General features: G+C 61.4%; 18 protein-coding genes. 7 read left to right on the top strand and 11 right to left on the bottom strand.

Features of this window, described 5'->3' with window-relative positions; translation table 11 throughout:
- The first annotated feature begins 28 nt into the window (after positions 1-28).
- Entirely contained in the window at positions 29-928 is a 900-nt protein-coding gene (locus tag OKC27_RS13625) for a DMT family transporter (RefSeq protein ID WP_270806390.1), read from the top strand.
- Between the two features lie 76 nt (positions 929-1,004).
- Here OKC27_RS13625 and OKC27_RS13620 read toward each other — a convergent pair whose 3' ends face one another.
- From OKC27_RS13620 to OKC27_RS13605, 4 genes are read right to left on the bottom strand one after another with little or no spacing between them, the layout of a single operon-like run.
- Positions 1,005-1,700: a response regulator gene (locus OKC27_RS13620; protein ID WP_042058521.1), complete on the bottom strand. Its 696-nt coding sequence runs from the start codon at positions 1,698-1,700 to the stop codon at positions 1,005-1,007.
- Positions 1,701-1,703: 3 nt separating this feature from the next.
- Positions 1,704-3,272: an ATP-binding protein gene (locus OKC27_RS13615; RefSeq protein WP_270806389.1), complete on the bottom strand. Its 1,569-nt coding sequence runs from the start codon at positions 3,270-3,272 to the stop codon at positions 1,704-1,706.
- A gap of 17 nt (positions 3,273-3,289) precedes the next feature.
- A complete protein-coding gene (locus OKC27_RS13610) occupies positions 3,290-4,840 on the bottom strand; it encodes an NAD-dependent malic enzyme (protein ID WP_182939116.1) in 1,551 nt (516 codons plus the stop codon).
- Positions 4,841-4,864: 24 nt separating this feature from the next.
- Positions 4,865-6,181 (bottom strand): 2-hydroxycarboxylate transporter family protein, encoded by a 1,317-nt coding sequence (locus tag OKC27_RS13605; RefSeq protein ID WP_058052769.1) that lies wholly within the window; start codon positions 6,179-6,181, stop codon positions 4,865-4,867.
- Between the two features lie 986 nt (positions 6,182-7,167).
- Between OKC27_RS13605 and OKC27_RS13600 the strand changes: the two genes are divergently transcribed.
- The 5 genes from OKC27_RS13600 (at position 7,168) to OKC27_RS13580 (ending at position 11,244) form a co-directional block, all read left to right on the top strand.
- Positions 7,168-7,680, top strand: a complete 513-nt coding sequence (locus tag OKC27_RS13600; protein WP_270806388.1) for a MarR family transcriptional regulator — start codon at positions 7,168-7,170, stop codon at positions 7,678-7,680.
- A 1-nt stretch (position 7,681) separates the two neighbouring features.
- The gene (locus OKC27_RS13595) at positions 7,682-8,737 is read left to right on the top strand and encodes an HlyD family secretion protein (RefSeq protein ID WP_270806387.1); all 1,056 of its coding nucleotides are present in this window, start codon (positions 7,682-7,684) and stop codon (positions 8,735-8,737) included.
- On the top strand, positions 8,727-9,818 hold the full coding sequence (locus OKC27_RS13590; protein WP_270806386.1) for a DUF2955 domain-containing protein: 1,092 nt from the start codon (positions 8,727-8,729) through the stop codon (positions 9,816-9,818). Before OKC27_RS13595 ends, OKC27_RS13590 begins: the two co-directional genes overlap by 11 nt.
- Before the next feature lie 163 nt (positions 9,819-9,981).
- Positions 9,982-10,740, top strand: coding sequence for a substrate-binding periplasmic protein (locus OKC27_RS13585; protein WP_270806385.1), 759 nt, complete (start codon positions 9,982-9,984; stop codon positions 10,738-10,740).
- Between the two features lie 147 nt (positions 10,741-10,887).
- Entirely contained in the window at positions 10,888-11,244 is a 357-nt protein-coding gene (locus OKC27_RS13580; protein ID WP_270806384.1) for an MliC family protein, read from the top strand.
- Positions 11,245-11,300: 56 nt separating this feature from the next.
- On the opposite strand, the gene OKC27_RS13575 is transcribed toward OKC27_RS13580, so the two are convergent.
- The 4 genes from OKC27_RS13575 to nrdD all read right to left on the bottom strand — a co-directional run bounded on the left by OKC27_RS13575 (position 11,301) and on the right by nrdD (position 14,833).
- The gene (locus OKC27_RS13575) at positions 11,301-11,693 is read right to left on the bottom strand and encodes an energy transducer TonB (protein WP_234601488.1); all 393 of its coding nucleotides are present in this window, start codon (positions 11,691-11,693) and stop codon (positions 11,301-11,303) included.
- A 177-nt stretch (positions 11,694-11,870) separates the two neighbouring features.
- Positions 11,871-12,041, bottom strand: a complete 171-nt coding sequence (locus tag OKC27_RS13570; RefSeq protein ID WP_005338440.1) for a YqaE/Pmp3 family membrane protein — start codon at positions 12,039-12,041, stop codon at positions 11,871-11,873.
- Between the two features lie 64 nt (positions 12,042-12,105).
- The gene (gene nrdG, locus OKC27_RS13565; RefSeq protein ID WP_270806383.1) at positions 12,106-12,615 is read right to left on the bottom strand and encodes an anaerobic ribonucleoside-triphosphate reductase-activating protein; all 510 of its coding nucleotides are present in this window, start codon (positions 12,613-12,615) and stop codon (positions 12,106-12,108) included.
- A 100-nt stretch (positions 12,616-12,715) separates the two neighbouring features.
- Positions 12,716-14,833 carry an anaerobic ribonucleoside-triphosphate reductase gene (gene nrdD / locus OKC27_RS13560; RefSeq protein WP_270806382.1) on the bottom strand — a complete coding sequence of 706 codons (2,118 nt, stop codon included), beginning with the start codon at positions 14,831-14,833 and terminating at the stop codon, positions 12,716-12,718.
- Between the two features lie 445 nt (positions 14,834-15,278).
- Here nrdD and OKC27_RS13555 point away from each other — a divergent pair, with 445 nt between their 5' ends.
- The gene (locus tag OKC27_RS13555; RefSeq protein WP_270806381.1) at positions 15,279-16,253 is read left to right on the top strand and encodes an ABC transporter substrate-binding protein; all 975 of its coding nucleotides are present in this window, start codon (positions 15,279-15,281) and stop codon (positions 16,251-16,253) included.
- 87 nt (positions 16,254-16,340) lie between these two features.
- Here OKC27_RS13555 and ligA read toward each other — a convergent pair whose 3' ends face one another.
- From ligA to OKC27_RS13540, 3 genes are all read right to left on the bottom strand, one after another.
- A complete protein-coding gene (gene ligA, locus OKC27_RS13550; RefSeq protein WP_270806380.1) occupies positions 16,341-18,347 on the bottom strand; it encodes an NAD-dependent DNA ligase LigA in 2,007 nt (668 codons plus the stop codon).
- A 99-nt stretch (positions 18,348-18,446) separates the two neighbouring features.
- Positions 18,447-19,616 carry a cell division protein ZipA gene (gene zipA / locus OKC27_RS13545; protein WP_270806379.1) on the bottom strand — a complete coding sequence of 390 codons (1,170 nt, stop codon included), beginning with the start codon at positions 19,614-19,616 and terminating at the stop codon, positions 18,447-18,449.
- 15 nt (positions 19,617-19,631) lie between these two features.
- Positions 19,632-23,006: an AAA family ATPase gene (locus tag OKC27_RS13540; protein ID WP_270806378.1), complete on the bottom strand. Its 3,375-nt coding sequence runs from the start codon at positions 23,004-23,006 to the stop codon at positions 19,632-19,634.
- Between the last annotated feature and the right edge of the window lie 182 nt (positions 23,007-23,188).

Here is a 23,188-nt window from a genome sequence, read left to right as displayed (position 1 = left end):
CTTGCCAGCCTGACAATAAGGATCTCTGATGCGAATCTTTTCCCCCCTGCTCTTTCCGCTGATGGCGGTGCTGATCTGGGCTACCAATACCGTGGTCTCCAAGGCAGCGGCCAGCGTACTCGACCCGGCGGCCATCTCCTTCTATCGCTGGGTCATTGCCGCGCTGGCACTGACTCCCTTCTGCCTGCCCCAGTTGTGGCGCCGCCGCAGCGAGATCCGCCCCTGGTTTGGCAAGCTGCTGGTGCTGGCGGCACTGGGCATGGTGCTGTTCCAGTGTCTGGCCTATTACGCCGCCCACAGTACCTCGGCCACCAACATGGGGGTGATCGGCTCGCTGATCCCGATGCTGACCCTGCTGCTCGGCGCCATCTTCTTCGCTCAGCGTCCCGGCAAACAGGCGCTGGCGGGCATGAGCATCTCGCTGTTCGGGGTGTTCTGGCTGCTTGGCAAGGGCGAACCGCTCGCCCTGCTCCATAACGGCATCAACCCCGGTGATGGCATGATGCTGCTGGGCTCTGTCAGCTATGCCCTCTACGGGCTGCTGATCCGCCGCTGGCAACTGCCGTTCGGCCCCTGGCTCAACCTCTATATGCAGATCCTGCTGGCAGTCTTGCTGCTGGTGCCAGTTGCTCTGAGTGCCGATTCGCTGGCAGTGCCCGCCGAAGGGTGGGGACTGGTGCTGTTTGCCGGGCTCGCGTCGTCCCTGCTGGCGGCCTACTGCTGGATGCGCGGCCTCGCTTGCATGGGGGCCGAGCGCACCTCGGTCTTTATGAACCTGCTGCCGCTCTGTACGGCGCTGATCGCCGTCATCAGTCTGGGGGAGCCGATCCACGGCTATCACCTGCTGGGCGGGGGTCTTATCCTGGGCGGAGTGATGGCCTCCCAACTGAAGAGGCGTGCGCCGGTGGCCGAACGGGAAGCCGCGTGAGAACCAACAACGTCCAGAAACAACAAGGGAGCCGCTGGCTCCCTTGTTGTTTCTGCAATGCACTCCTGTGACCGTCTTAACCGGCCCGGCGCCAGCGATAGCGCCGCTCCGGTCGCCCCCGCTGACCGTAGTTGAGATCCACATCAACCCTGTCTTCCGACTCCAGATACTCCAGATAGCGGCGCGCCGTGGTACGGCTGAGCGACAAGCGCAGCGCCACCGTGTCGGTGGAGAAGACGTTCTCCGGCTCACCCGCCAGCAGATCCAGCACCTGACGCAGGGTAATGCTGTCGATCCCCTTGGGGGTGACACGCATCTCCTTGATCTGGGACCGCCCCCCCTTGCCCAGCAGCTTGTCGAGATCGTCCTGCTCCAGCCGTCCCCGCTCGCACAGCCTGCTGTGCAGTTGCAGGATCTCGTCCAGACTCTGCTGGATGCGAAACAACCTCAGTGGTTTGATGACGTAGTCATGGACCCCCAGATTGAGGGCCTGCTGGATGGTCTCCACATCGCGCGAGGCGGTGACCATGATGACGTAAGCCTCGCGATTGTGACTGCGCAGGCGGCTCACCCACTCGAGACCCGAGCCATCGGGCAGAGAGACATCCACCAGCAGCAGTTGGGGCACCACACCGGCCATCATGGCATCGGCCTGGGCCAGGGTGCCGGCCCGCCCCAGCAGGGAGAAACCGGATGTTGCCGCTACCAGCTCTGACAAGATGGCACCGATCCGATCGTCATCTTCAATAACAAGCGTGATTATTGGGTCCATGGCTCACATTAATTGGTTTTTATTCAAGTAGATACCAAACAGTGTGGTCTGCTCGGCAGTTCGCCGCCATTCTATCACACCCTCGCGCCGCGCCACGGTCTCCTTGACCAGGAACAGGCCGACCCCGTGATCACCGCTCTGGCGACTCACCCCGTAATCGAACAGGTGATCGGCCAGCGCCTCGTCGACCCCCTCGCCGCTATCCTCCACCTCGATCACCAGTCGCCGCCCCACATCACACAGAGAGAGCAGCACCCGCGGCGGCCGCTGCTGACGGTTGCGCCAGGCCGCCTGCAGGCCGTTATCCAGCAGGTTGCCAATCAGCGTGATGAGATCGGCAGAGACCGGGGCCGGATACTCCGCCAGCGCCGAGTCGGGATCGAGTTCCAGAGTCACCCCCAGCTCGCGGGCCCGGCTGAACTTGCCGAGGATCAGCCCCGCCACCGGCTTGTTGTCGATCAGCCGCAGCAGCTCCTGCAACATGGTCTGGCACGCTTCGTTCTCCTGCTGGATCAACTCCACTGCCTGATCCACATGACCCAGCTGCAACAGGCCGGAGAGGCTGCTCAGCTTGTTGGCAAACTCGTGGCTCTGCATCCGCAGCATCTCGGCGTACTGGCGCAGGTGGGTTACCTGCACCCCCAGACTGGCGGCCACCTCCGGACGGCTGAAGATCAGCAGCCGCCCCGGCGCCTTGCCCTGCACCGCCTGCCAGCGGCCGACGAAGGACTCCCCCTGAATGGTGAAGCTCACCTCCCCCGCCTCCTGCTCCAGACAGGTGCGCAGCGGCGGCACCAGCTCCGCCAGCGACTGCCCCAGCAGGGCGTGACGCCCGGTACCTGGCAGCCGCAGCTGATAACTGGCGGTGCTGTTGATCATGTTGATGTTGCCGCTGCTATCGAGCGCGATCACCCCCTCGGTGATGTGCTCCAGCACCAGATCCTGCAGGGTGAAGCGACGCACGATCGCCTCCGGCTCCAGATCGAGCAGGGTCTTGCGCAGCAGATATTGCACCCAGAGCGCCAGCAGCAGGCCGCATCCCAGCACCGCCACGATAGCGCAGACGAGCAGGGCCACCCGCTCCATGTAGATGCCCTCCACCTGCTGCATCAGGTAGCCCACCACCACGGCCCCCATGACGCGCCCGTCACCGCCCACCACCGGGGAGAAGCAGCGGATCGCCGGCCCCATGGTACCCCGATCCTTGGAGCAGTAGCTGCGCCGATCCTGCAGCGCGGGCCAGATATCCTCACCACGGAACTTCTGTCCCACCAGCTCGGGGTTGGGGTGGCTAAGACGGCGACCATGTTCGTCGGTCACCACCATATAGGTGGCATCGGTGCGATTGCAGACCGCCTCCATGTAGTCGCGCAAGGTAGGGTCACTGCCCTGACGCAGGGCCTCTACCACCCGGGTATCGGCCGCCATGACCCGCGCCAGATCGCTCCCCTTATCCTGCAGATTGCTCTCCAGCAGATGACGGATAAAGAGGGCCAGCAGGCTGCCCAGAATGAGGATCAGCAGCAGGGATAGCCCAAGAGAGAGGGTGACCAGCTGATGGCGAAGTTTCATGCACATACCTTAAATCGTCAGGACGCAGCCCAATAGTGCGGATGCCACCAGGTCTGGTCAATCAAAGGAGCCGGATCGCCGGCAAAATCGGCCAGGCCCTCCTCGCGGGCACAGAGCGCCACCGCTCTGGCCACGGCGCGGGCCACCTCTCCCACCTGTTCAATCGGGGGCAGCAGTCGGCCCGCCACCAGCGGATAGGCGCCGACCGCCCGCACTGCGGCCAGCAACATGCCGTCGCTGATGCGGCGCGCCTTGACCGCGCAGGCCCCCAGACCAATCCCCGGGAAGACATAGACGTTGTTGCACTGGGAGACCACCCGCCGCTCACCGGCCACCGTCACTGGCGCAAAGGGGCTGCCGGTCGCCAGCAGGGCGCGGCCACCCGTGGCCGCCCACACCTGCTCGGGCGTCGCTTCGGCGCTGCGGGTCGGGTTGGAGAGCGGCAGGATCACCGGCTGCTCGCACACCTCCCCCATCGCCTGCAACACCTCGCCAGTAAAGAGGCCACCCTGACCGCTCACCCCGATCAACACCGCCGGGCGCACCTGGCGAATGGTCTCCAGCAGCGAACTGTTGCCCTCGTTCACGGCGCGGGCAAACGGCTGCTGGGCACGAGTCAGCGTGGAGCGATCGCTGCAGACCACCCCGTCCTGATCAAACAGCCAGACCCCCTCACTGCCCCCCGCCAGCTGGGCCAGCATGGCGGCGATGCCGCAACCGGCAGAACCGGCGCCGACGATCAGCACCGGAGCATCGCACAGGGCGGTGCCCGCCTGCTGCAGACCGGCCAGCACACAGGCGGAGGCGACCGCCGCCGTGCCCTGAATATCGTCGTTGAACATGCAGAGCTCGTCCCGATAGCGGGTCAGCAGGTTGGCGGCGTGCTTGCCGGCAAAATCCTCAAACTGCAGCACCACCTGCGGCCAGCGCTTGCGAATGGCGGCCACCACCTTGTCCATGAAGTGGTAGTAGCTCTCGCCATCGATCCGCTGGGCCTGCCAGCCGAGGTAGGAGTCATCCTCCAGCAGCTCGGGGTTGTTGGTGCCCACATCGACACAGAGCGGCAGGGTGCGCGCCGGGTTGATGCCGCCCGCGGCTGAATAGAGCGCCAGCTTGCCGATGCAGATCCCCATGCCACCGATGCCGAGATCGCCAAGCCCCAGCACCCGCTCGCCATCGGAGATGACGATCACGTCCACCTCCTGCTCCACCGACTCGAGGATGTCGTCGAGATCGTCCCGGTCGTGCCAGGAGAGATAAAGCCCGTGGCTGCGCAGATAGAGATCGCTGTGGCGCTGGCATGCCTCCCCCACCACCGGGGTGTAGATGATCGGCAGCAGCTCCGGCAGGTGGTGGCGCACCAGATCGTAGAACAGCACCGGATTGTCCTCCTGCAACTGGCGCAGCAGCAGATGCTGATCAAACGGGCTCTGCATGGCGCTGACCAAGCGGTAGATCCGGCGCCGCTGTTGGGAGAGTGACTCCTCCTTGTGGGGCATTCGACCCCGCACGCCCTGACGCTTGCGTTCTGCATAGGGCAGGCTGGTGCCCATCATGATGTCGTTCATCTTATGTGTTCCTCAATCCGGTATTCAGGCAAGCAGGGAGATAAGGGCAGTGGCCAAGATCAGCATCACGGCGCCGCCGAGGCGAGAGGAGATCTGGGCAAAGGGCATCAGCTTCATCCGCTGGGCCGCCGAGAGCACGGCCACATCGCCGGTGCCACCCATGTTGGCCATGCAGAGTCCGCCGGTAATGGCCGCCTCGATGGGATAGAAACCGATCATCCGGCCTACCAGCGCCGCGCCGAGGGCGCCACCGATCACGGTGACCATGACCAGCACGAAGTAGCTGATGGAGAAGGCGCTGATCAGCTCGGGAATACTGGTGTAGGCGACACCGATCCCCACCAGCAGGGAGGGAGTGAGGTTGCTCACCACAAACTGATACCAGTCAGCTGCCGCCTGCTCATAACGGCGTGGCAGCACGCCACTCACCTTGATAAAGGCGACCGCCAGAATCATCAGGGCGAAGGGGTGCATGGGGATAAAATTGCCGAGCAGGGAGCCCAGCACAAACATGCTGGAGCTGATAAAGAGCCCCATGCCCAGACTCTGCAGGGTCGGTGCTTCAACCTGCTCTTCGGCGATGCTCTGGCTACTTTCCTTGACCATCAGCTTGCCGTTACCGGTCAGGGAGGGGTAACGGCGACCAAGCCGTGCCAGCAGGGAGCCCACCAGAATGGCCAGGGTATTGGCGATCACTACCGCCGGCACCATGCGCGACAGCAGGTCGGCGCTGGACATCTGCATCGGGCCGGAGAGGATCTCCACCAGGGGCACGGCACCTGCGCCCATGCCACCGCCCATGATGGGCAGGCCGATCAGCAGCACCGCATTCTTGAAGCCGTAACCCATCAGAGAGCCGACGAAGCCGACGCTCAGCAGTGCCAGCGCCACGCCGCCGAGGATCACCGGCAGATAGCGCATGGCGGCATTTTTCAGCAACGCACTGCTCATGCCAAACACCGAACCGGTCACCAGACTGGCGATAAAGAAGTTGAGAAAGCCCCCCTCCTTCATGAAGTTGGTGATGACCTGCCCCGCCTGCACCGGCAGCAGCTGGTATTCGAACAGGGCGGCGCCGCCAAAGATGGCGAGGATGGTGCCGCCCCCCAGATATTCACGGATCGGCATGATCCGCTCCCCCAGCTCGGTCAGCAGAGTGCCCAGCACAAACATCAGCGCCAGCGCACCGACCATGCCCAGCGGCAGCGAACCGTTCCAGCCGGAAAAGAGAACACAGGTCGCCAGTCCCAGAAATATAAAGAGCGGCATACCGGCAATTTGTTGGCCGCCCATCAAGGCGGCCTTTTCTTGTGTGGTTTGTAGGGTAGAGAGGTTTTTCATTGTTATGTACTCTGCGTGTGATTGTGGCCGCTACTTTATTGATCCCCCTCGCCCCTGTCGGTTAGCCAGACTGCAAAGCCATATAAAAACATTAAAAACTTAAACATCATGGTGTCGCCAAACTGCGCGACTCAATAGATCACCACGCCATCGATACCTGGCCCGACAAGGAAACAAGCAGATAAAATGAGCGACACGCATGGCGCGTTATTTAGGTGATCAGCAGTAATAGCAACGTGATGATCGCTCGCCTTTGGGGAAATAACAGAGCCAGATGAAAAACCCTGCAATCATTTATCTCCACAGATCCTGTGAGCGATAATCTGCGGGCAATATCATCCCGATGGCGCAGTCATCACGGCAGGCGGTATCAGGGATTGCGCGCACATTCGTGCAGCCAGCGAGATGAAAAATGGCGAGAGAAGAGGCGCAAGGAAGAGCGTTGAAATTGTGATGAGTCAAGCCAGCGAATACCAGGGCACTGGCTTGAACTCACAAGGATCACACACGGTCAGGTCTATTCTGCCAACAATAATGGAATATTGGCGGGGTCAAAATCATGACTGATATCGGCACTTCTGACAGCGCCATCCCGATTCACGCCATGATGTGACTCTGCACCATATTCCCCATCACTCAACAGAGTTTCAATTGCCAGATACACACATCCACTGTCATATCCATCCACAACCCGTTTCCCCCTTGTTTTATAACCCCATCAATATTAGCGGATAAAAAAAGCGCCGCTTGCCGGACCTGAAAATTTCATGAAAATATCCGCCTAATATCCTCCATTCACGGCCCCCTATCCGGATCGGTAAAAGAGCCCCGAGTGGATCAGTGCTGCAAACAATATCAGGGGCCCGAATGCTACTCATCCGACCCCGATGAAAGATCCGACCAGAAACATGATCGTCATCACACTATTTACTTAGCCTGCTAAATAAGTAGAATACTTAGCAGGCTAAGTACATTGGGATAAGAAGATGACGGATCTGGAAAGGTTGCGCGAGCTGTCGCTCGCCGAGCAGATAGCGCGGATGCACCGGCTATGGCGTACTGTCGCCGATCTGGAGTTGGCCCCCCTTGGCCTCACCCATCCCCGCTGGACCGCACTGTGGAAACTCTCCCGCATGGGGAACCATGTCAGCCAGAAGACCCTGGCTGAAGCCCTCGAGATAGAGCTCGCCTCCCTGATGCGCACCCTGGGCCAGCTGGAAGAGCAAGGGCTGATTGAGCGCCACTGCTGCAGTCAGGACAAGCGGGCCCGTATCGTCTGCGTGACCCCGGCTGGCCAGACCCTGCTCGATCAGATCGCCGACCGCATCATGAATATCCGCCGCGAGCTGCTAGGGGGCATCGACGAGCAGACCCTGCAACTGTTTGAAGCCACGGTGCAGCGGATCTCGGCCAACGCCCTCAGCAAGATTGAACAGCACCACGACCGACAGGCAGGAGGCGATACAAGCCCTCCCGATGCCAGCACAGAGAGAGAATAAGATGACACCGGATCAACAATTTACCCGCTGGATCAAATGGTCCATGGCTGGCTTTGCCGCCCTCTTCGCCTATTTTCTGGTAGCCGATCTGCTGATGCCCCTCACGCCGCAGGCGATGGCGACCCGGGTGGTCACCAAGCTTGCCCCGCAAGTGAGCGGCAAGGTGGTCGAGGTTGCCGTTCACAACAACCAGCAAGTCAAGAAAGGGGACCTGCTGTTTACCCTGGATCCCGAGCCCTTCGCTCTGGCGGTAGAGCAGGCCCGCCTGGCCTTGGCTCAGGCCGAACAACAGAACCGTGAACTGGACGCCGAACTGACCGCTGCCGCCGCCGATATCAGCGCCAAAGAGACGCTGGCCAGCCAGAAATGGCGGGACGCGGAGCGGACCGATGCGCTGTTCCAGCGCCACATGGTCTCAGTGCAACAAAAAGATGAGGCGGACAGCGCCCTGCGCAGCGCTCAGGCCAACCTGCGCGCCAGTCAGGCCAAACTGGCCCAGATCAAGGCCAGCCGTGGCGTGACCGGTGAGGACAATCTGTTGCTGCGCCAGGCCCGCAACAAGCTGGCGCAAGCGGAGCTGGCGCTCGCCTATAGCCGGGTGCATGCGGATCAGGATGGCACCATCACCAACCTGCAGCTCAAACCGGGCAGTATCGCCAGCGCGGGTAGCCCGCTGCTGGCGCTGGTGTCGGAGCAGGTCGATGTGATCGCCGATTTTCGCGAGAAGAGCCTGCGCCATGTCGGCGAGCAAACCCGTGCACTGGTCGCCTTCGATGGCGAGCCGGGCCAGCTCTATCCTGCCCGGGTGAGCAGTCTGGATGCCGGGGTGAGTGCCGGTCAGTTTGATGCCAACGGTCGGCTGGCGGCGCCAGTGGAGTCGGATCGCTGGGTTCGGGATGCCCAACGGATGCGGCTGCACCTCGAGCTGGAGCAGTTACCCGACCATCTGCCAGCCGGGGCGCGAGCCACGGTGCAACTGCTGCCAGACAATGCCCTGACCGCCATGCTGGCACAGGGCCAGATCCACCTGCTCAGCCTGCTGCATTATGTCTATTAATCAGGTATCTACTAATCCCGTAGCTACCGATACCGTGCCTGCTCATCACGCCGCGCACCTCTGGCATCGGCCCCTTACCGGCAACGAGCTGCGTCAGTGTTTGCGTATCGCCTTTGGCTGCACAACGGGCTTTCTGCTCTGCAAGCTGTTTGGCTGGGGTTACGGGGTCTTCTACACGGTCACACCGGTGCTGCTGCTGGGGATGGTGCCGGTGATGAATGGCCATGCCGCCCGCCAGCTTATCGCTTCGGCGGTGGTCTGTGGTGTGGAGGTCGGGTTGCTGGGGGGGCTGTTTGGCAGCCATCCGGCGCTGATGACCTCCATCGCCTTTCTGCTGTTTCTCTACCGCTTCGCTGCCATGTCGCGCGGCAGCCTGTTTCTGTTCGGGGCCAACGGGGTGCTGAGCCTCAGCATCATGCTGCACTTTGCCAGCTATCCACAGACCGATCTTAACGATCTGATTTTCAACAATATCTGGGCGAACATCCTGTCGGTGCTGATCGCCTATCTGATGACGGCGCTGATCCCCGACCTGGAGGCACGACCGAAACCGGCCCCCTCCCCCAAGGCGCCGCACCGGATGCGCCACGAGGCGCTGCTGGGGGCCACAGTAGCCACCCTGTCATTCCTGACCTTTCAGCTGTTTGACCTGCGTGACTCCATGTCGGCCCAGGCCACCACCCTGCTGGTGCTGTTCCCCATGCACTGGAACGGCGCCCTCAGTTATGCCCGCAAACGGGCGATGGGCACCTTGCTGGGGGTCACCTTTGGCCTGCTCGGCCAGCTGGTGCTCTATGACTGGTCAGGGCAACTGCTGCTGGTCGCCCCGCTGCTGTGGCTCGGCGCCATGCTGTTCAGCCATGCCCACGTCAAGGAGGCAGGCGGCTCGGGGGTTGGCTTCGGCGCCCTCACCACCCTCGGTATCCTGTTTGGCCAATACCTCACCCCGGGCAACGATCTGGTGTTCAGCGCCCTCTACCGGGTCAGCAGCATCCTGTTTGCCATCGTGGTCACCCTGCTGGCCTGCTACCTCATCCACCGGTTGCTCAACCGCGTCGAGGCGACCCGCTTCGGTTATTGATTTCCTGTTGTAAACACTGTTGTCAGCCCATGGATGAGCTCTCTTTCGCCCCGTCGCCTGCCGGGGCGTTTTTTTGTTTCTCCTATTTGCCTCCCTCCTGCCGCCACGGATCAGCGCAGAAGTGTGGCTATGCTTGTAAGGCTGCTGTCGATGAGGTGTATCTATGGTTCCATGGTTAAAAAAATGGCTGGTTTGTCTGGTGCTGCTGGCCACCAGTTCGCTCGGGGCCGCCCCGCTGATCATTGGCGCCGAGGATGACTGGGCGCCCTACTGCGAGCGCGACAAGGAGGATGGCCAGCCTCGCGGGCTGGCGCCGGAGCTGGTCAAGGCAGTGTTCGCCGCCGAAGGGATCGAGATTGTGTTTCGCCCCCTCCCCTTCGCCCGCTGCATGCACGATGCGAAAAGCGGCAAACTTGCGGGGTGCTTCAACGCCACCATCACCGAAGAGAACCGTTACCAATACCATTGGCACGATACCCCCATGTTCGAGGAGGATCTCGCCATCTTCGCCCTCGCCAGCGAACCACAACGGGATCTCAAGCTCACTTCGCTGGAAGGCAAGCGGGTGGGCATCACGCTCGGTTACACCTACCCCACCGATTTTATGGAGAACCCCAGGATCACCCGCTTTCAGGCCAAATCTGATGCGCAGATCCTCGAGATGCTGGTACGCGGCCGGGTCGACTACATCCTGATGAACGGCATGCCGGGCTACCTGAAGATCCAGCAGAAGCAGCTGACCGGCAAGGTGGTCAAAGTTGGCAAACTCTCCACCGATGGCTTCTGGCTCGCCTTCTCCCGCAACGCCCCGCAAGGGGAAGCGCTGGCCAAGCGGTTCGAGCAGGGGCTGCAGAAGATCAAGAACAACGGCACCTATGAGACTCTGATCCGCCAGTTTGAAACCCGACTCGGCTTGCACTGATGGCGGGTACCTTGCTAACGCCGATCCCCCCCTCACACTCGCGACGGTATGCCGGACAGCCAGCGACGCACCGAATGGCCGCGATGATTGCACAATAACGGCAACCTGTTAGGCTCACGCCCGTATGACACCAATGGAGCTGTAATCATGAATAAAGTACATGTGATGGCCGCTGGTGCGCTGGCCCTCGGCCTGCTCGCTGGCTGCAATCAGGGCAATACCCTCTCCGTCACCGGTGGCGAGCCGGTCAGTTACCAGTGCGAGCAGGGCAAGAAGGTGCAGGTGCGCTACTTCTCTCTCTCCGACGAGAGCCTCAGCTTTATCAAGCTGTCGCTGCCGGATGGCAAGGATTACACCCTGCCACAGGCCATTTCGGCCTCCGGTGCCCGCTATACGGACGAGCACGAGGCTGTCTGGTGGAACAAGGGGAACGAGGGTTTTGTCGAGCTGCGGGATCAGGCTGGCGAGTGGCAGACCGCCTACAACGACTGCAAACAGCAATAAACGTGACCCCGGCCTGGCCGGGGTCTCTGTTTCTCTGGCATCGAAGTGGTGGGGGGTCAGTTGATCTCGATCTCGAAGCGGTTGATCACCTCGACCGGAATGGCATCCGGGTTGCCCTCTGCCGGGCTGTAGCGGATCCGCGAAAGGGTCGCCAGCGCACTCTGCTCCAGCTCGCCGGGGGGCTCGGCCGCCACCACTTCCGGTTTGACCGGCGTGCCGCTGGCGTCGATTTGATAGCGTACTTCCACATACCCCTTGACCGGTTTGGCCGGCAAGGCGGGCTCGTCATTGCCAAGCCATGACCACTGCGTCTCCTGAACCCAGTAGCTGGACAACTGCTCGAGAGGGATAGCGATCGGAGCGCGTTCGTGCGCCACCTCCTGACGGGATGAGCACCCCAACAACAGTGTCACTGCCAGACCTGACCATACTGCGACTTTCCACTTCATGTAACGCTCCTTGTTCTCTGCCGGTGCTTGTTGCCGGACTGCGGGGCGCTCAACACGCGCCCCCTTGGTCAGTCATCCATCCTAACGAAAAAGTATTCGTATGAACATGAACAAAAGGGCCAACCCCGAGAGGTTGGCCCTTTTATCGTCAATGAGCTCACTAACCAGCCGAAGGCATCAGCCGCGCTTGTCGCTCACCACCAGCCAGAGCGCATGCACCATGCCCGGCAGACCGCCCATCAGGGTCAGCACAATGTTGATTAAAAAGTGCAGGCTAAAACCCACCTGGATAAAAGCGCACACCGGGGGCAGGAAAATGGCCAGCAGGATCTTGAGCAGATTGTTCATCTCGGCTCTCCTCTTCATGAATGTCGTCAGGATTGGAATGGGCTAACCATAAACATCCCGGACTTCAACTGCAAACCAGACAGGAAATTCGCTCACCCCTTTCACGCCAGGCGTTGAGGTCGTGGATCTGCTGATTGCTGCTGCCACGCCAGAGCAGGCCCGGGTCTGCCAGCTCCTTTTCAAACTTGCCATCCACCAGCACATCCAGCAGGGCAACCAGCTCGCGCTGGGCATCTGAGAGCTCGCCGAGCAAATAGCCGGTCCAGCACCAGATATCCTTGCCCGGACACTCGGTGCGCACCCGTTTCACCAGCGCCAGCACCTGGGGTACGTTGGCGGGGTGGAGCGGATCGCCGCCGGAGAGCGACAGACCTCGCCGTTTGATGCGGCTGTCGTTGAGGTCGCTAATGACGCGATCGCTCATTACCTTATCGAAAGGCTGGCCGCCATCGAGCCGCCAGGTGCTCTGGTTGTAGCAACCCTGGCACTGGTGCTCGCAACCGGAGACAAACAGGGTGGCGCGGGTGCCGGGGCCATTGATCACATCGACCGGGTAGTATTGGTGGTAGTGCATCACTTGTTTCCTGCCTCGTTCACGGGAATACGGCATGACTGCCGCCCTCCAATGAAAATGGCCCCTTGAGTCAGGGGCCAGCTCTTCATCGCTTGTGCGCTTACATATGTTTGACGCGGCGCTTCACTTCTTCCTGCTTGCCCGCATTGAAGGGGCGCGCATCCGGGCTACCGAGGTAACCGCAGACACGGCGGGTCACCGACACCTTGGCGGGGTCGTGGTTGCCGCAGCGCGGGCAGGTGAAGCCCTTGGAGGTGCACTCGAACTCGCCGGTGAAGCCGCAGTCGTAGCACTCGTCGATGGGGGTGTTTGTACCGTAATAAGGCACCTTGTCATAGCTGTAATCCCAGACGTTTTCGAGCGCTTCCAGGTTGTGCTGGATATTGGGGTACTCGCCGTAGCAGATGAAGCCGCCGCTGGCGATGGGCGGATAGGGCGCCTCGAAGTCCAGCTTGTCGTACGGGTTGACCTGCTTCTCCACGTCGAGGTGGAAGCTGTTGGTGTAGTAGCCCTTGTCGGTCACGCCGGATACCACGCCAAACTCCTTGGCATCGATGCGGCAGAAACGGGTGCAGAGGTTCTCGCTCGGGGTGGAGTAGAGGCTGAAGCCGTAGCCAGTCTCCTCTTTCCACTCGTCGATGGCCGCCTTGAGGCGGGCAATGATGGCGATGGCCTTCTGTTGCAGCTCGGCGCTGTCAAACAGGTGCACCTTGTCGCCAAACAGGGCGTTGATGGTCTCGTGAACCCCAATATAACCGAGGGAAATGGAGGCACGACCGTTCTTGAAGATCTCGCTGACGTTGTCGTCCGCCTTCAAGCGCACGCCGCAGGCCCCTTCCATATAGAGGATCGGTGCAACCCGCGCCTTCACCCCGTCCAGACGGCTGATGCGGTACATCAGCGCCTTCTTGGCGACCCGCAGGGAGGCATCCAGACGATCCCAGAAATCCGCTTCATCACGGGATTTCAGCGCAATGCGCGGCAGGTTGAGGCTCACCACACCCAGGTTGTTGCGACCTTCATGGATCAGCTCGCCATTCTCCTCGTAGGCACCGAGGAAGGAGCGGCAACCCATGGGGGTCTTGAAGGAGCCGGTCACCTTCACTACCTGGTCGTAGTTGAGGATATCCGGATACATCCGCTTGGAGGCACACTCCAGCGCCAGCTGCTTGATGTCGTAGTTGGGATCACCCTGCTTGTGGTTGAGGCCATCCTTGATGGCGAACACCAGTTTCGGGAACACGGCGGTCTTCTTGTTCTTGCCAAGGCCAGCGATGCGATTGCTGAGGATGGCGCGCTGGATCATCCGCGACTCCCAACTGTCCCCCAGACCAAAGCCGAAGGTAACAAACGGCGTCTGACCGTTGGCGGTGTGCAGGGTGTTGACTTCGTACTCCAGCGACTGGAAGGCGTCGTAGCACTCTTTCTCGGTGCGGGCCATGGCGTAGGCTTCCACATCGGCAATGCCCCACTCTTCGGCCACTTCACGGTGCTTCTGCCAGCTGATGGTCACATAGGGGGCCAGCACTTCGTCGATGCGGTTGATGGTGGTGCCGCCATAGATATGGCTCGCCACCTGGGCGATGATCTGGGCGGTTACGGCGGTGGCAGTGCTGATCGATTTCGGAGTATCGATCTCCGCATTGCCCATCTTGAAGCCATGGGTCAGCATCCCTTTCAGATCGATCAACATGCAGTTGAACATCGGGAAGAAGGGGGAGTAGTCGAGATCGTGGAAGTGCAGATCACCACTCTCGTGAGCCTGAACCACATCACGGGGCAGCATGTGGCTGGTGGCATAGTGCTTGGCGACGATACCGGCCAGCAGGTCGCGCTGGGTCGGGATCACTTTGGAGTCTTTGTTGGCGTTCTCGTTGAGCAGGGCGGCATTGGTCTGCTCGACCAGACCACGGATCTCCTGCGCCAGACGGCCACGCGCCTCGCGAGCCTGATCCCGATCGTGGCGATATTCGATATAGGCACGGGCGATGGCCTTGTCGTCGGAAGCCATCAGGTGGTTTTCAACCCGGTTCTGGATCTCGTGGATATCAACTTCACCACGCCCTTCCAGCTCCTGGCTGACCGCGCTTGAGATGCGCAGTGCCAGCGCCGGATTGGCCTGATTGACCGCTTCCGCCGCTCGGCTGACCGCCTCTGCAATCAGCTGGGCATTGAATGGTGCGCGACATCCGTCACGTTTGATCACAACCGGTTTCATGGATTTTCCCCGTTAAAAGGCCAGGCATTTGCCTCTGGCTCACCCTTGTTGGGCCCCCCTCCCGGCATCTCGTCCTGGACGCAAATAAATTCAGCCGAGGCTTGACAAGCCTGGGCTGAAGATAGGAAGGGAACAGCTTATACACAGCTTAATAACACAACATATAGGGATTAAAAACGAATGCGTCCCTATATGTGGTGTCTATTAGGCACCAAAGCGCAGCCTCATTTCTTGATCCAGAACAGGTTTTTCAGCGAGCGGGACAGTTCACGACCAACCACAAAAAGATCCAATCAAATCCAATCTCAAGCGTGGTGCGGGCTGGCGTCCGATCCGCCCAGCCGAAAAAAAATCGCCCCCCACCACACCGGTTTCGAGATGACAGCACCAACCAAAACCACCCATACTGAGTAAGTACACTCTTCCGCTCGACAAGGGATAACCCATGCGCACCTCCCTGCTGTTGCTACTGCTTGCCACCCTCGCCCTGCCGCTCCGGGCAGCCCACATTCTGGTGATCAGCAGCTACCATCCCGAATACCTGTGGGACCAAAGCTATAACGAAGGGCTGCTCAATGGTTTGCAGGGAGAACACAAGATCTCTCACTTCTATATGGATACCAAGCGTCACCCGCGGGAGGCGTTTGACGACATTGCCCAGCAGGCCATCGCCTTCTATCTCAAGAGCAAACCGGATCTGGTGGTGCTGGGCGATGACAATGCCATCAACTATCTGGCCAACGAGATCGCTTCGCTGGGCACCCCGGTGGTGTTTCTTGGCATGAACGAGAACCCGCGCCTCAAGGGGTTTGTCGGCCACCCCAAGATCACCGGCGTGCTGGAGCGGCCGCTGCTCAAACGCAACATCAGCGAAATGAGCCTGCTGATGGGGGGACTCGACAAAGCGCTGGTGCTGTTTGATTCCAGCAACGTGGCGCTCACCGCCATCGAGGATGAATTCAAGACCCAGACCGAACTGCGGGTCGGCAAGACCCGGGTCAACAGCCAGTTGCTTGGTGACTACAGCCTGTGGCAGGAGGCGGTGCTCAACGCCAGGAAGAGTGGCTATCAGGCGATCTTCCTCGGCCTCTACCACACGCTCATCGACGAGCAGGGCAAGCATGTGAGCGAACAGACTGTGCTGGAGTGGACCAGTGCCAACAGTCCGGTACCCGTTTTCTGCTTTTGGGAGTTTACCGTCGGCAAGGGGATGGCCATCGGCGGGCTGGTTCTGGACGGCCACGATCAGGGGCTGCAAGCGGCTTCCCTGATCAACACCATACTGGCGGGCACCCTGCCCCGCAAAATCTCCCCGCGCGCGGCACTGCGCGGCGAGTATGTCTTCAGCAAGAGCGAGCTGGCCCGCTGGCAGCTCACCGTGCCCGACAAATGGCGCCACAAGATCCTCTGGCGCGAGTGAGTAACTGCCCAACAACAAAAAGAGAACCCGGCCATGCCGGGTTCTCTTTTATCGGGTCCCGCGGTTAGCAGGTCTAACGAGGACGACTCAGCCCTGCAACGCCTGTTGCAGCTCCTCTTCGGTCCAGATAGTGATGCCGAGCTCCTGCGCCTTGGTCAGCTTGGAACCCGCCGCTTCCCCCGCCACCAGCACATCGGTCTTGGCAGATACCGACCCCGCCACCTTGGCACCCAGTGCCTGCAGCGCCGCCTTGGCATCGTTGCGCGACAAGGTAGTCAGCGTACCGGTCAGCACGAAGGTCTTGCCGGCAAAGGGTTGATCGCTTGCTTCCTTCTTCTCGATGGCTGGCCAGTGGATACCGGCGGCCAGCAGGGCCTCCAGCACCTCCACGTTGTGCGGCTGGCGCAGGAAGTAGTAGACATGCTTGGCCACTACCTCGCCCACATCGGCCACCGTCAGCAGTTGCTCCACCGAGGCGGCGCGCAGGGCATCCAGCGTGAGGAAGTGGTTGGCCAGATTGAGGGCGGTCGCCTCCCCGACTTCGCGGATCCCCAAGGCAAACAGGAAGCGCGGCAGGGTGGTGCTGCGGGCCGCATCGATGGCAGCCACCAGATTGAGGGCCGATTTTTGCCCCATCCGCTCAAGACCGACCAGCTGGATGGCGTTGAGGCTGAACAGATCGGCCGGGGTCTTCACCAGTCCCTTGTCCACCAGTTGCTCGACAATCTTGTCGCCAAGGCCATCCACATCCATGGCGCGACGGGCGGCGAAATGCTTGATCGCCTCCTTGCGCTGCGCCTCGCAGAACAGGCCACCGGAGCAGCGGGCAACCGCTTCCCCTTCCAGCCGCTCAACCGCAGAGCCACAGACCGGACACTCGGTCGGGAAGAGGATCGCACGAGCGTCGCTTGGGCGCTGCGCCTCCACCACGGCGACGATCTGCGGGATCACATCACCGGCACGACGCACGATCACCGTATCGCCGATCATCACGCCGAGACGCTCAATCTCGTCGGCATTGTGCAAGGTGGCGTTGGAGACGGTAACGCCGCCGACAAACACCGGTTTAAGCTTGGCCACCGGAGTCACGGCGCCGGTGCGGCCGACCTGAAACTCGACGTTCTCAAGCTCCGTCATCTCCTCCTGAGCCGGGAACTTGTGGGCAGTCGCCCAGCGCGGTGCGCGGGCCACAAAGCCCAGCTCCTCTTGCAGAGCGATAGCATCGACCTTGTAGACCACGCCATCGATCTCGTAAGGAAGCTCGCCACGGCGGGCCAGAATGTCGTCGTGGAACGCCTGACAACCGGCAGCCCCCTCTTTGAGCTTCACCTCGGGACTGAGCGGCAGCCCCCACTCTTTGAGCTGATGAAGGCGACCAAAGTGGGAGTCGCCCAGTTGCTCGCCCCCCACTCCCACGCCATAGGCATAAAAGCTCAGGGGACGGCTGGCGGTGATGCGTGAATCGAGCTGACGCAAGCTGCCTGCGGCGGCGTTGCGCGGGTTGACGAATACCTTCTCGCCCGCGGCCAGCGCCCTGGCGTTCATCGCCTCAAACCCGGCTTTGGGCATAAAGACTTCACCACGCACCTCTAGCCGGGCAGGCCAACCCGTGCCACGCAGCGCGAGCGGAATGGCCTTGATGGTACGCACGTTCTCGGTGATCTCCTCACCGGTGGCGCCATCGCCACGGGTGGCCGCCTGCACCAGCTGGCCATCCACATAGAGCAGGCTCACCGCCAGACCATCGAGCTTGGGCTCGCAACAGAAAGTGAAACGCACCTCACGCTTGAGGCGATCGCTCATCCGCTGCTCGAACGCCTGCAGCTCTTCGCTGCTAAAGACGTTATCCAGACTGAGCATGGGGATCTCGTGGCGCACCTGACTGAACGCCGTCAGCGGCTGGCCGCCGACCCGCACGCTGGGGGACGCCGGGGTTTTCAGCTCGGGATGCTCGGCTTCCAGCGCAATCAGCTCGCGCATCAGGCGATCGTATTCGGCATCCGGCACTGTGGGGTTATCTAGCACATAGTACTGATGACCATATTCGGTAAGCAGTTCACACAATTGACGGTGGCGGGAGAGGGTGTCGCTCATGAAAAAGTCTCGAAGTGTGATTGAACATCCGGCCGGGGTAGAAACAAAAATGCGGTACCAGGGTACCGCACTTTTTCTTCACTCGACCCGCATGGCGTATTAGTCGCGACTGGCCTCGTAGGCAGCCAGCTCGTGACGGTAACGGGCAATGGTCTCGTCGCTCAGCGGGCTGCGATCCATATCTGTCAGCATGGCATCGAGATCGCTGGCCAGCTGATCGGCAGCCTGCAGCATGTCCTCGAAGGCAAACGCGGCATTGCTGCGCAGCGGCAGTTGCATGAACAGGGAGACACCCGGTGTGGTGAACTGTTCCATCCGGTACGGGTTGAAGGTGCCCGGTTTGACCATGTTGATCATGGAGAAGAGCACTTCACCCTTGCCATTGGGATCTTCGTGACGGTGGAAAATATCCATCTCGCCAAACTTGAAGCCCAGCGCCATCAGGGACGAGAGCAGGGTTGCACCTTGCAAGTCGTGACCCGGACGGCCCATCAGGTTGATGACATAAACGTCCTGCCAGATCTTCTCGACCGGTTGGGGCGCCATGCGCGGCTCTTCAACCACAGGAGCAGGTGCCACATAGACCGGCTCTTCATAAACAGGCTCGGGGGCCACATGACGGGGCTGCGGCTGATATTCCGGCTCGGGAGCGCGCATCGGCTCGGCACGAACGGTGTCAGCGGTACGGGCTGTCTCGGCACGGGCACCGAAGGTCGGGGCGGTCGCGTAGGCGGGCTCGACCAGCGGCTCGTCGTCCAGCGACTGCATCATCGGCTCGCGCTGGGCACGGGAACGGTAGACCGGGGTACGACGATTGACCTGTGCAGGCTTGCGCACCGGTGCGGCAGGTGCCTCGTCGATCTCCTCGGGCTGCGGTTCGTCAAACGCTTCCTCTTCTTCATAGACAGGAGGCGGCGGAACCGGGCGGGCAGCAGGCTTGCGCACTACGGGCGGCGGCAGATCGTCCTCGTCATCTTCATCATCAAAGGCGGGTACGGCGGGGCGACGAGCGAGTTCCGGCTGGCGGCTCTCTTCGCTACGCAGCTTGGGCTCGGCACGACGGCCACCACTGACCACGCGCACCTGGCCGATGCCATCGCTGTCGAAGGCGTCGTTATCACGATCCCGCGACTTGGAGTCCATCCGTCCAATCGGTTTCTCTTTGATCGCTGCCTGACGATTTTTTCTGTTGCTCCACAACCCGTGAATGAGCAATGCCGCAATAGCAATACCGCCCAGGGCAACCAAGATGTAACGCAATTCCTGCATTAGCTGCTTCTCTTTCTAGTTTTGCTCAGCCAAAGCGACGGCTTCACCGATATCGACCGACACAATGCGAGAAACCCCGGGCTCTTGCATCGTGACGCCAACCAGCTGCTCAGCCATCTCCATGGAGACCTTATTATGACTGATGTAAACGAACTGTACTGTGCTCGACATCTCTTTGACAAGAGAACAGAAGCGACCGACGTTCACTTCATCGAGCGGTGCATCCACCTCATCCAGCAGACAAAAAGGTGCTGGGTTGAGTCTGAAGATGGCAAAAACCAGCGCAAGCGCGGTTAACGCCTTCTCCCCCCCGGAAAGCAGGGCAATGGTAGCATTCTTCTTACCCGGAGGTCTCGCCATGATGCTCACTCCGGCCTCCAAAAGATCATCGGAGGTCAACTCAAGCCAGGCACTGCCCCCACCGAACACTTTTGGAAACAGGGATTTTAAATCTTCGTTGACCTTATCGAAAGTGTCCCGGAACCGTATTTGTGTCTCTTTATCAATTCTTTTAATGGCTTGGCTCAAGGTTTCCAGTGCTTGCTCGAGATCCTGACACTGATTTTCGAGATAGGTTGACCGGGTTTTCGCCTCTTCATACTCCTCCAGCGCAGCCAGGTTGATGGCGCCGAGCGCTTCCACTTGCGCCTCCAGGGTCTGGATCTCCTGACGCAACTTGCCGCGATCGGCGGCGATCAACACCGCCTGATCAAGATCCACCAGCCTCACCCCCAGCTCTTCGAACTGCTCATGCAGCCCCTGTCGACGGGTGAGGTTGCGTTCGCGCTCAAGGCGCAGGGTTGCCAGCTTCTCCTGCAATACGACCAGTTGCTTGTGATCGGCGCTTCTGGCCTGATCCAGCTCGCTCAATTGGCGCTCCAGCTCGGTCAGCCGTTGATGGCAGGCGAGTTGCTGCGCCTCCAGATTGCGCTGCTCGGCCAGCAGGGGGGCCAGATCCGGCACCGCCTCGCTATCCGGCCCTTTCAGCCCGGCTAGCTCCAGTCCGAGCCTCGCCAGCTCCTCTTCACCCAGGGTAATGAGTTGGCGCAGATTGCCCAGCTCCAGTTGCAAACGCTGGCAGGCTGCTTGCTGCTGCTCGCGGCGCAAACGGGCCTCGTCGACCGCCCGCTCGCAGCGGGTCAGCTGATCCTGAGCGACCTGCAGCGCTTGTGTCAGCGGCTCCCCCTGCTCCTGCAACTCGGCAAGGCGCGCCTCATCGAGTTCCAGTTGCTCACGGGCGCTGGCCAGCCGCTCTGCCTCTTCGGCCTGCTCCTGATCGAGCCGGATCAGCTCTTCGCCGAGCTGACCGAGCCGCTGCAACCGCTCCTGCCGCTGACCCTGCTGCAGGCTCCAGGCTTCGCGCAGTTGTTGCCATTTCTGCTCCTGCTCGCGCAAGGTTCGCTGCGACAACTCCTGCGCGCTGGCAAGCTGGGCGCGCCGGGCATCGACTGCAACAAGTTGCTCGTTCAGCTGTGCCAGCCCCGCGGCAACCTTCTCCTGCTCGGTATGCAACCGCTCACGCTCACCGAGCAGCGCCATGGTGCCGAGCGCCGCGCCCTGCCCCAGATCGGCCCAGTTTGGCCCCAGCCAGTCGCCAGCAGGTGTCAGTACCGACTCACCGGCCGCAAGGCTCGGTTGGCGGGCCAAGGCAGCCTCCCGGCTCTCCACCAGCCAGATGGCATTGAGGAAGGCAGGAATGTGCTCGCCGCCCAGCTGCGCCGCCAGGGTACCGGCAACCGCCGGTTGCGCCGGGCCAATCCAGAGACCCTCTTGAGCCAGATTGCACTCGTCCGCCGGCGTTGCGGTGAGCCAGCGACCCAGCACTTTGTCGAGTGCCTGTGCCCATTCGGGAGCAACCTGCAATCGATCCGCCAGGGTCGCCCCCTCCATCTGCTCGCCGAGGATCTGATCCAGCGTCGCCAGCCGCGCCTCCAGCTCCCGCTGCAGGCTCAGCTGCTGGCCATGCTGCTGCTTGAGTTGTTCATGGGCGTCGACCGCCAGTGCCAGCTGCTCGGTCAGCTCGCCGGTGGCGGCCCGCGTCAGCTCCAGCTGGCCACTCAAATCATCGAGGGCCGGTTGCAGATCGTCAGCTTCTGCGCCGAGGGGGCCCGCGCGCTCATCTTCCAGTTTGAGACGGGCCAGCCGGGTCTTGGCTTGCAGCTCCTGCAAGCCACCCAAGCGGGTGCGTGTCTGGTTGAGCTGCCCCTGCAACCCGGCCAACTGTTGTTGCCACTGTTGCTGGCGCAAACGGGCCTGCTCCACCCCCTCGCTGGCCTGCTGGCGGGCCTCCTGCTGCTCGGTGAGCAACTGCTCACACTGCTCCAGCCGGGCGCTCTCCTGCTCGGCGCGCAATACCCCTTCAGTCAGCTGATCCTGCTGGCTGGCAAGCTGCGCCTTGCGGGTAGCAATCCGCTCGCCCAGCGCCTCTGCACGGGCCTGCCAGTCGCGCCCCAGTTCACTCTGGTGCAGCTGTTGCTGTTCGAGACGGGCGATGGCCTGCCCGCCGAGAAAAATCTGTTGCTGGCGGCTCGCCTGCTCGGCTTGCGCCTCTTGTCTGGCGACCGACAGGGTGACGTGGCGCCCCTCATCGGCGGTGCGCTTGGCATCGAGCGCCACCAGCGCCTGCTCGGCCTGCGCCAGCTCGCTTTTGGCCTCGCCAAGGCGCGTCTCCAGCGCCCACAACTCGGAGCCAATCAGCTCGGCGCGGGCGGCGCGCGAACGACTCTTGAGCTGTTTGTAACGCTCGGCGGTCTCGGCCTGGGCTTTTAGGTGGTCAAGGCGCGAGCCCAGCTCGCCGCGAATATCGCCGAGGCGCTCTAGGTTCTCCTGGGTATGGCGAATGCGCTGTTCGGTCTCGCGGCGCCGCTCCTTGTAGCGGGAAACCCCGGCCGCCTCTTCCATAAAGAGTTTGAGATCGGCCGGGCGCGACTCCACCAGTCGGCTGACGGTGCCCTGCTCGATGATGGCGTAGCTACGGGGGCCCAGACCGGTACCGAGGAAGAGATCGGTCACATCCTTGCGACGGCACTTCTGGCCGTTGATCTGATAGTGGTTGGAGCCGTCACGCAGCACTTCGCGGCGCACCGAAATCTCGGTAAAGCGGCCGAACTCGCCGGGCACCCGGTTGTGGGGATTGTCGAACACCAGCTCGACCGAGGCGCGCCCGTGCGCACTGCGGTTGATGGAGCCATTGAAAATGACATCGGTCATGTTCTCGCCGCGCAGATGGCGGGCGGAGCTCTCCCCCAGCACCCAGCGCACCGCGTCGATGACGTTGGATTTGCCACAGCCATTGGGGCCCACCACGGCAGTCATGTCTGCCGACAGTTCGATGCGGGTCGGCTCGACGAACGACTTGAAGCCGGCGAGTTTGATCAGTTTCAGACGCATGGCGACCTGTATCAGTGGCTAAATAAAGAGGAGACGGGCAGGTGACTTTACCAAATCCAGACCCGGCTTTGTTTGTAATATGCAGGCATCATCCCCATCCAGTGCCCAGGGCGAGAGCGTGAACATATTGTTAAATTGACTTCAATTCAGCCAGCCCTGAATCCAATACCTTTTCCAGATAT

This window comes from Aeromonas sp. QDB62, from assembly GCF_027705695.1.
GTDB lineage: Bacteria > Pseudomonadota > Gammaproteobacteria > Enterobacterales > Aeromonadaceae > Aeromonas > Aeromonas allosaccharophila.
The sequence above is the reverse complement of the archived record's forward strand: the minus strand, read 5'-3'. Positions and strand labels throughout refer to the sequence as shown.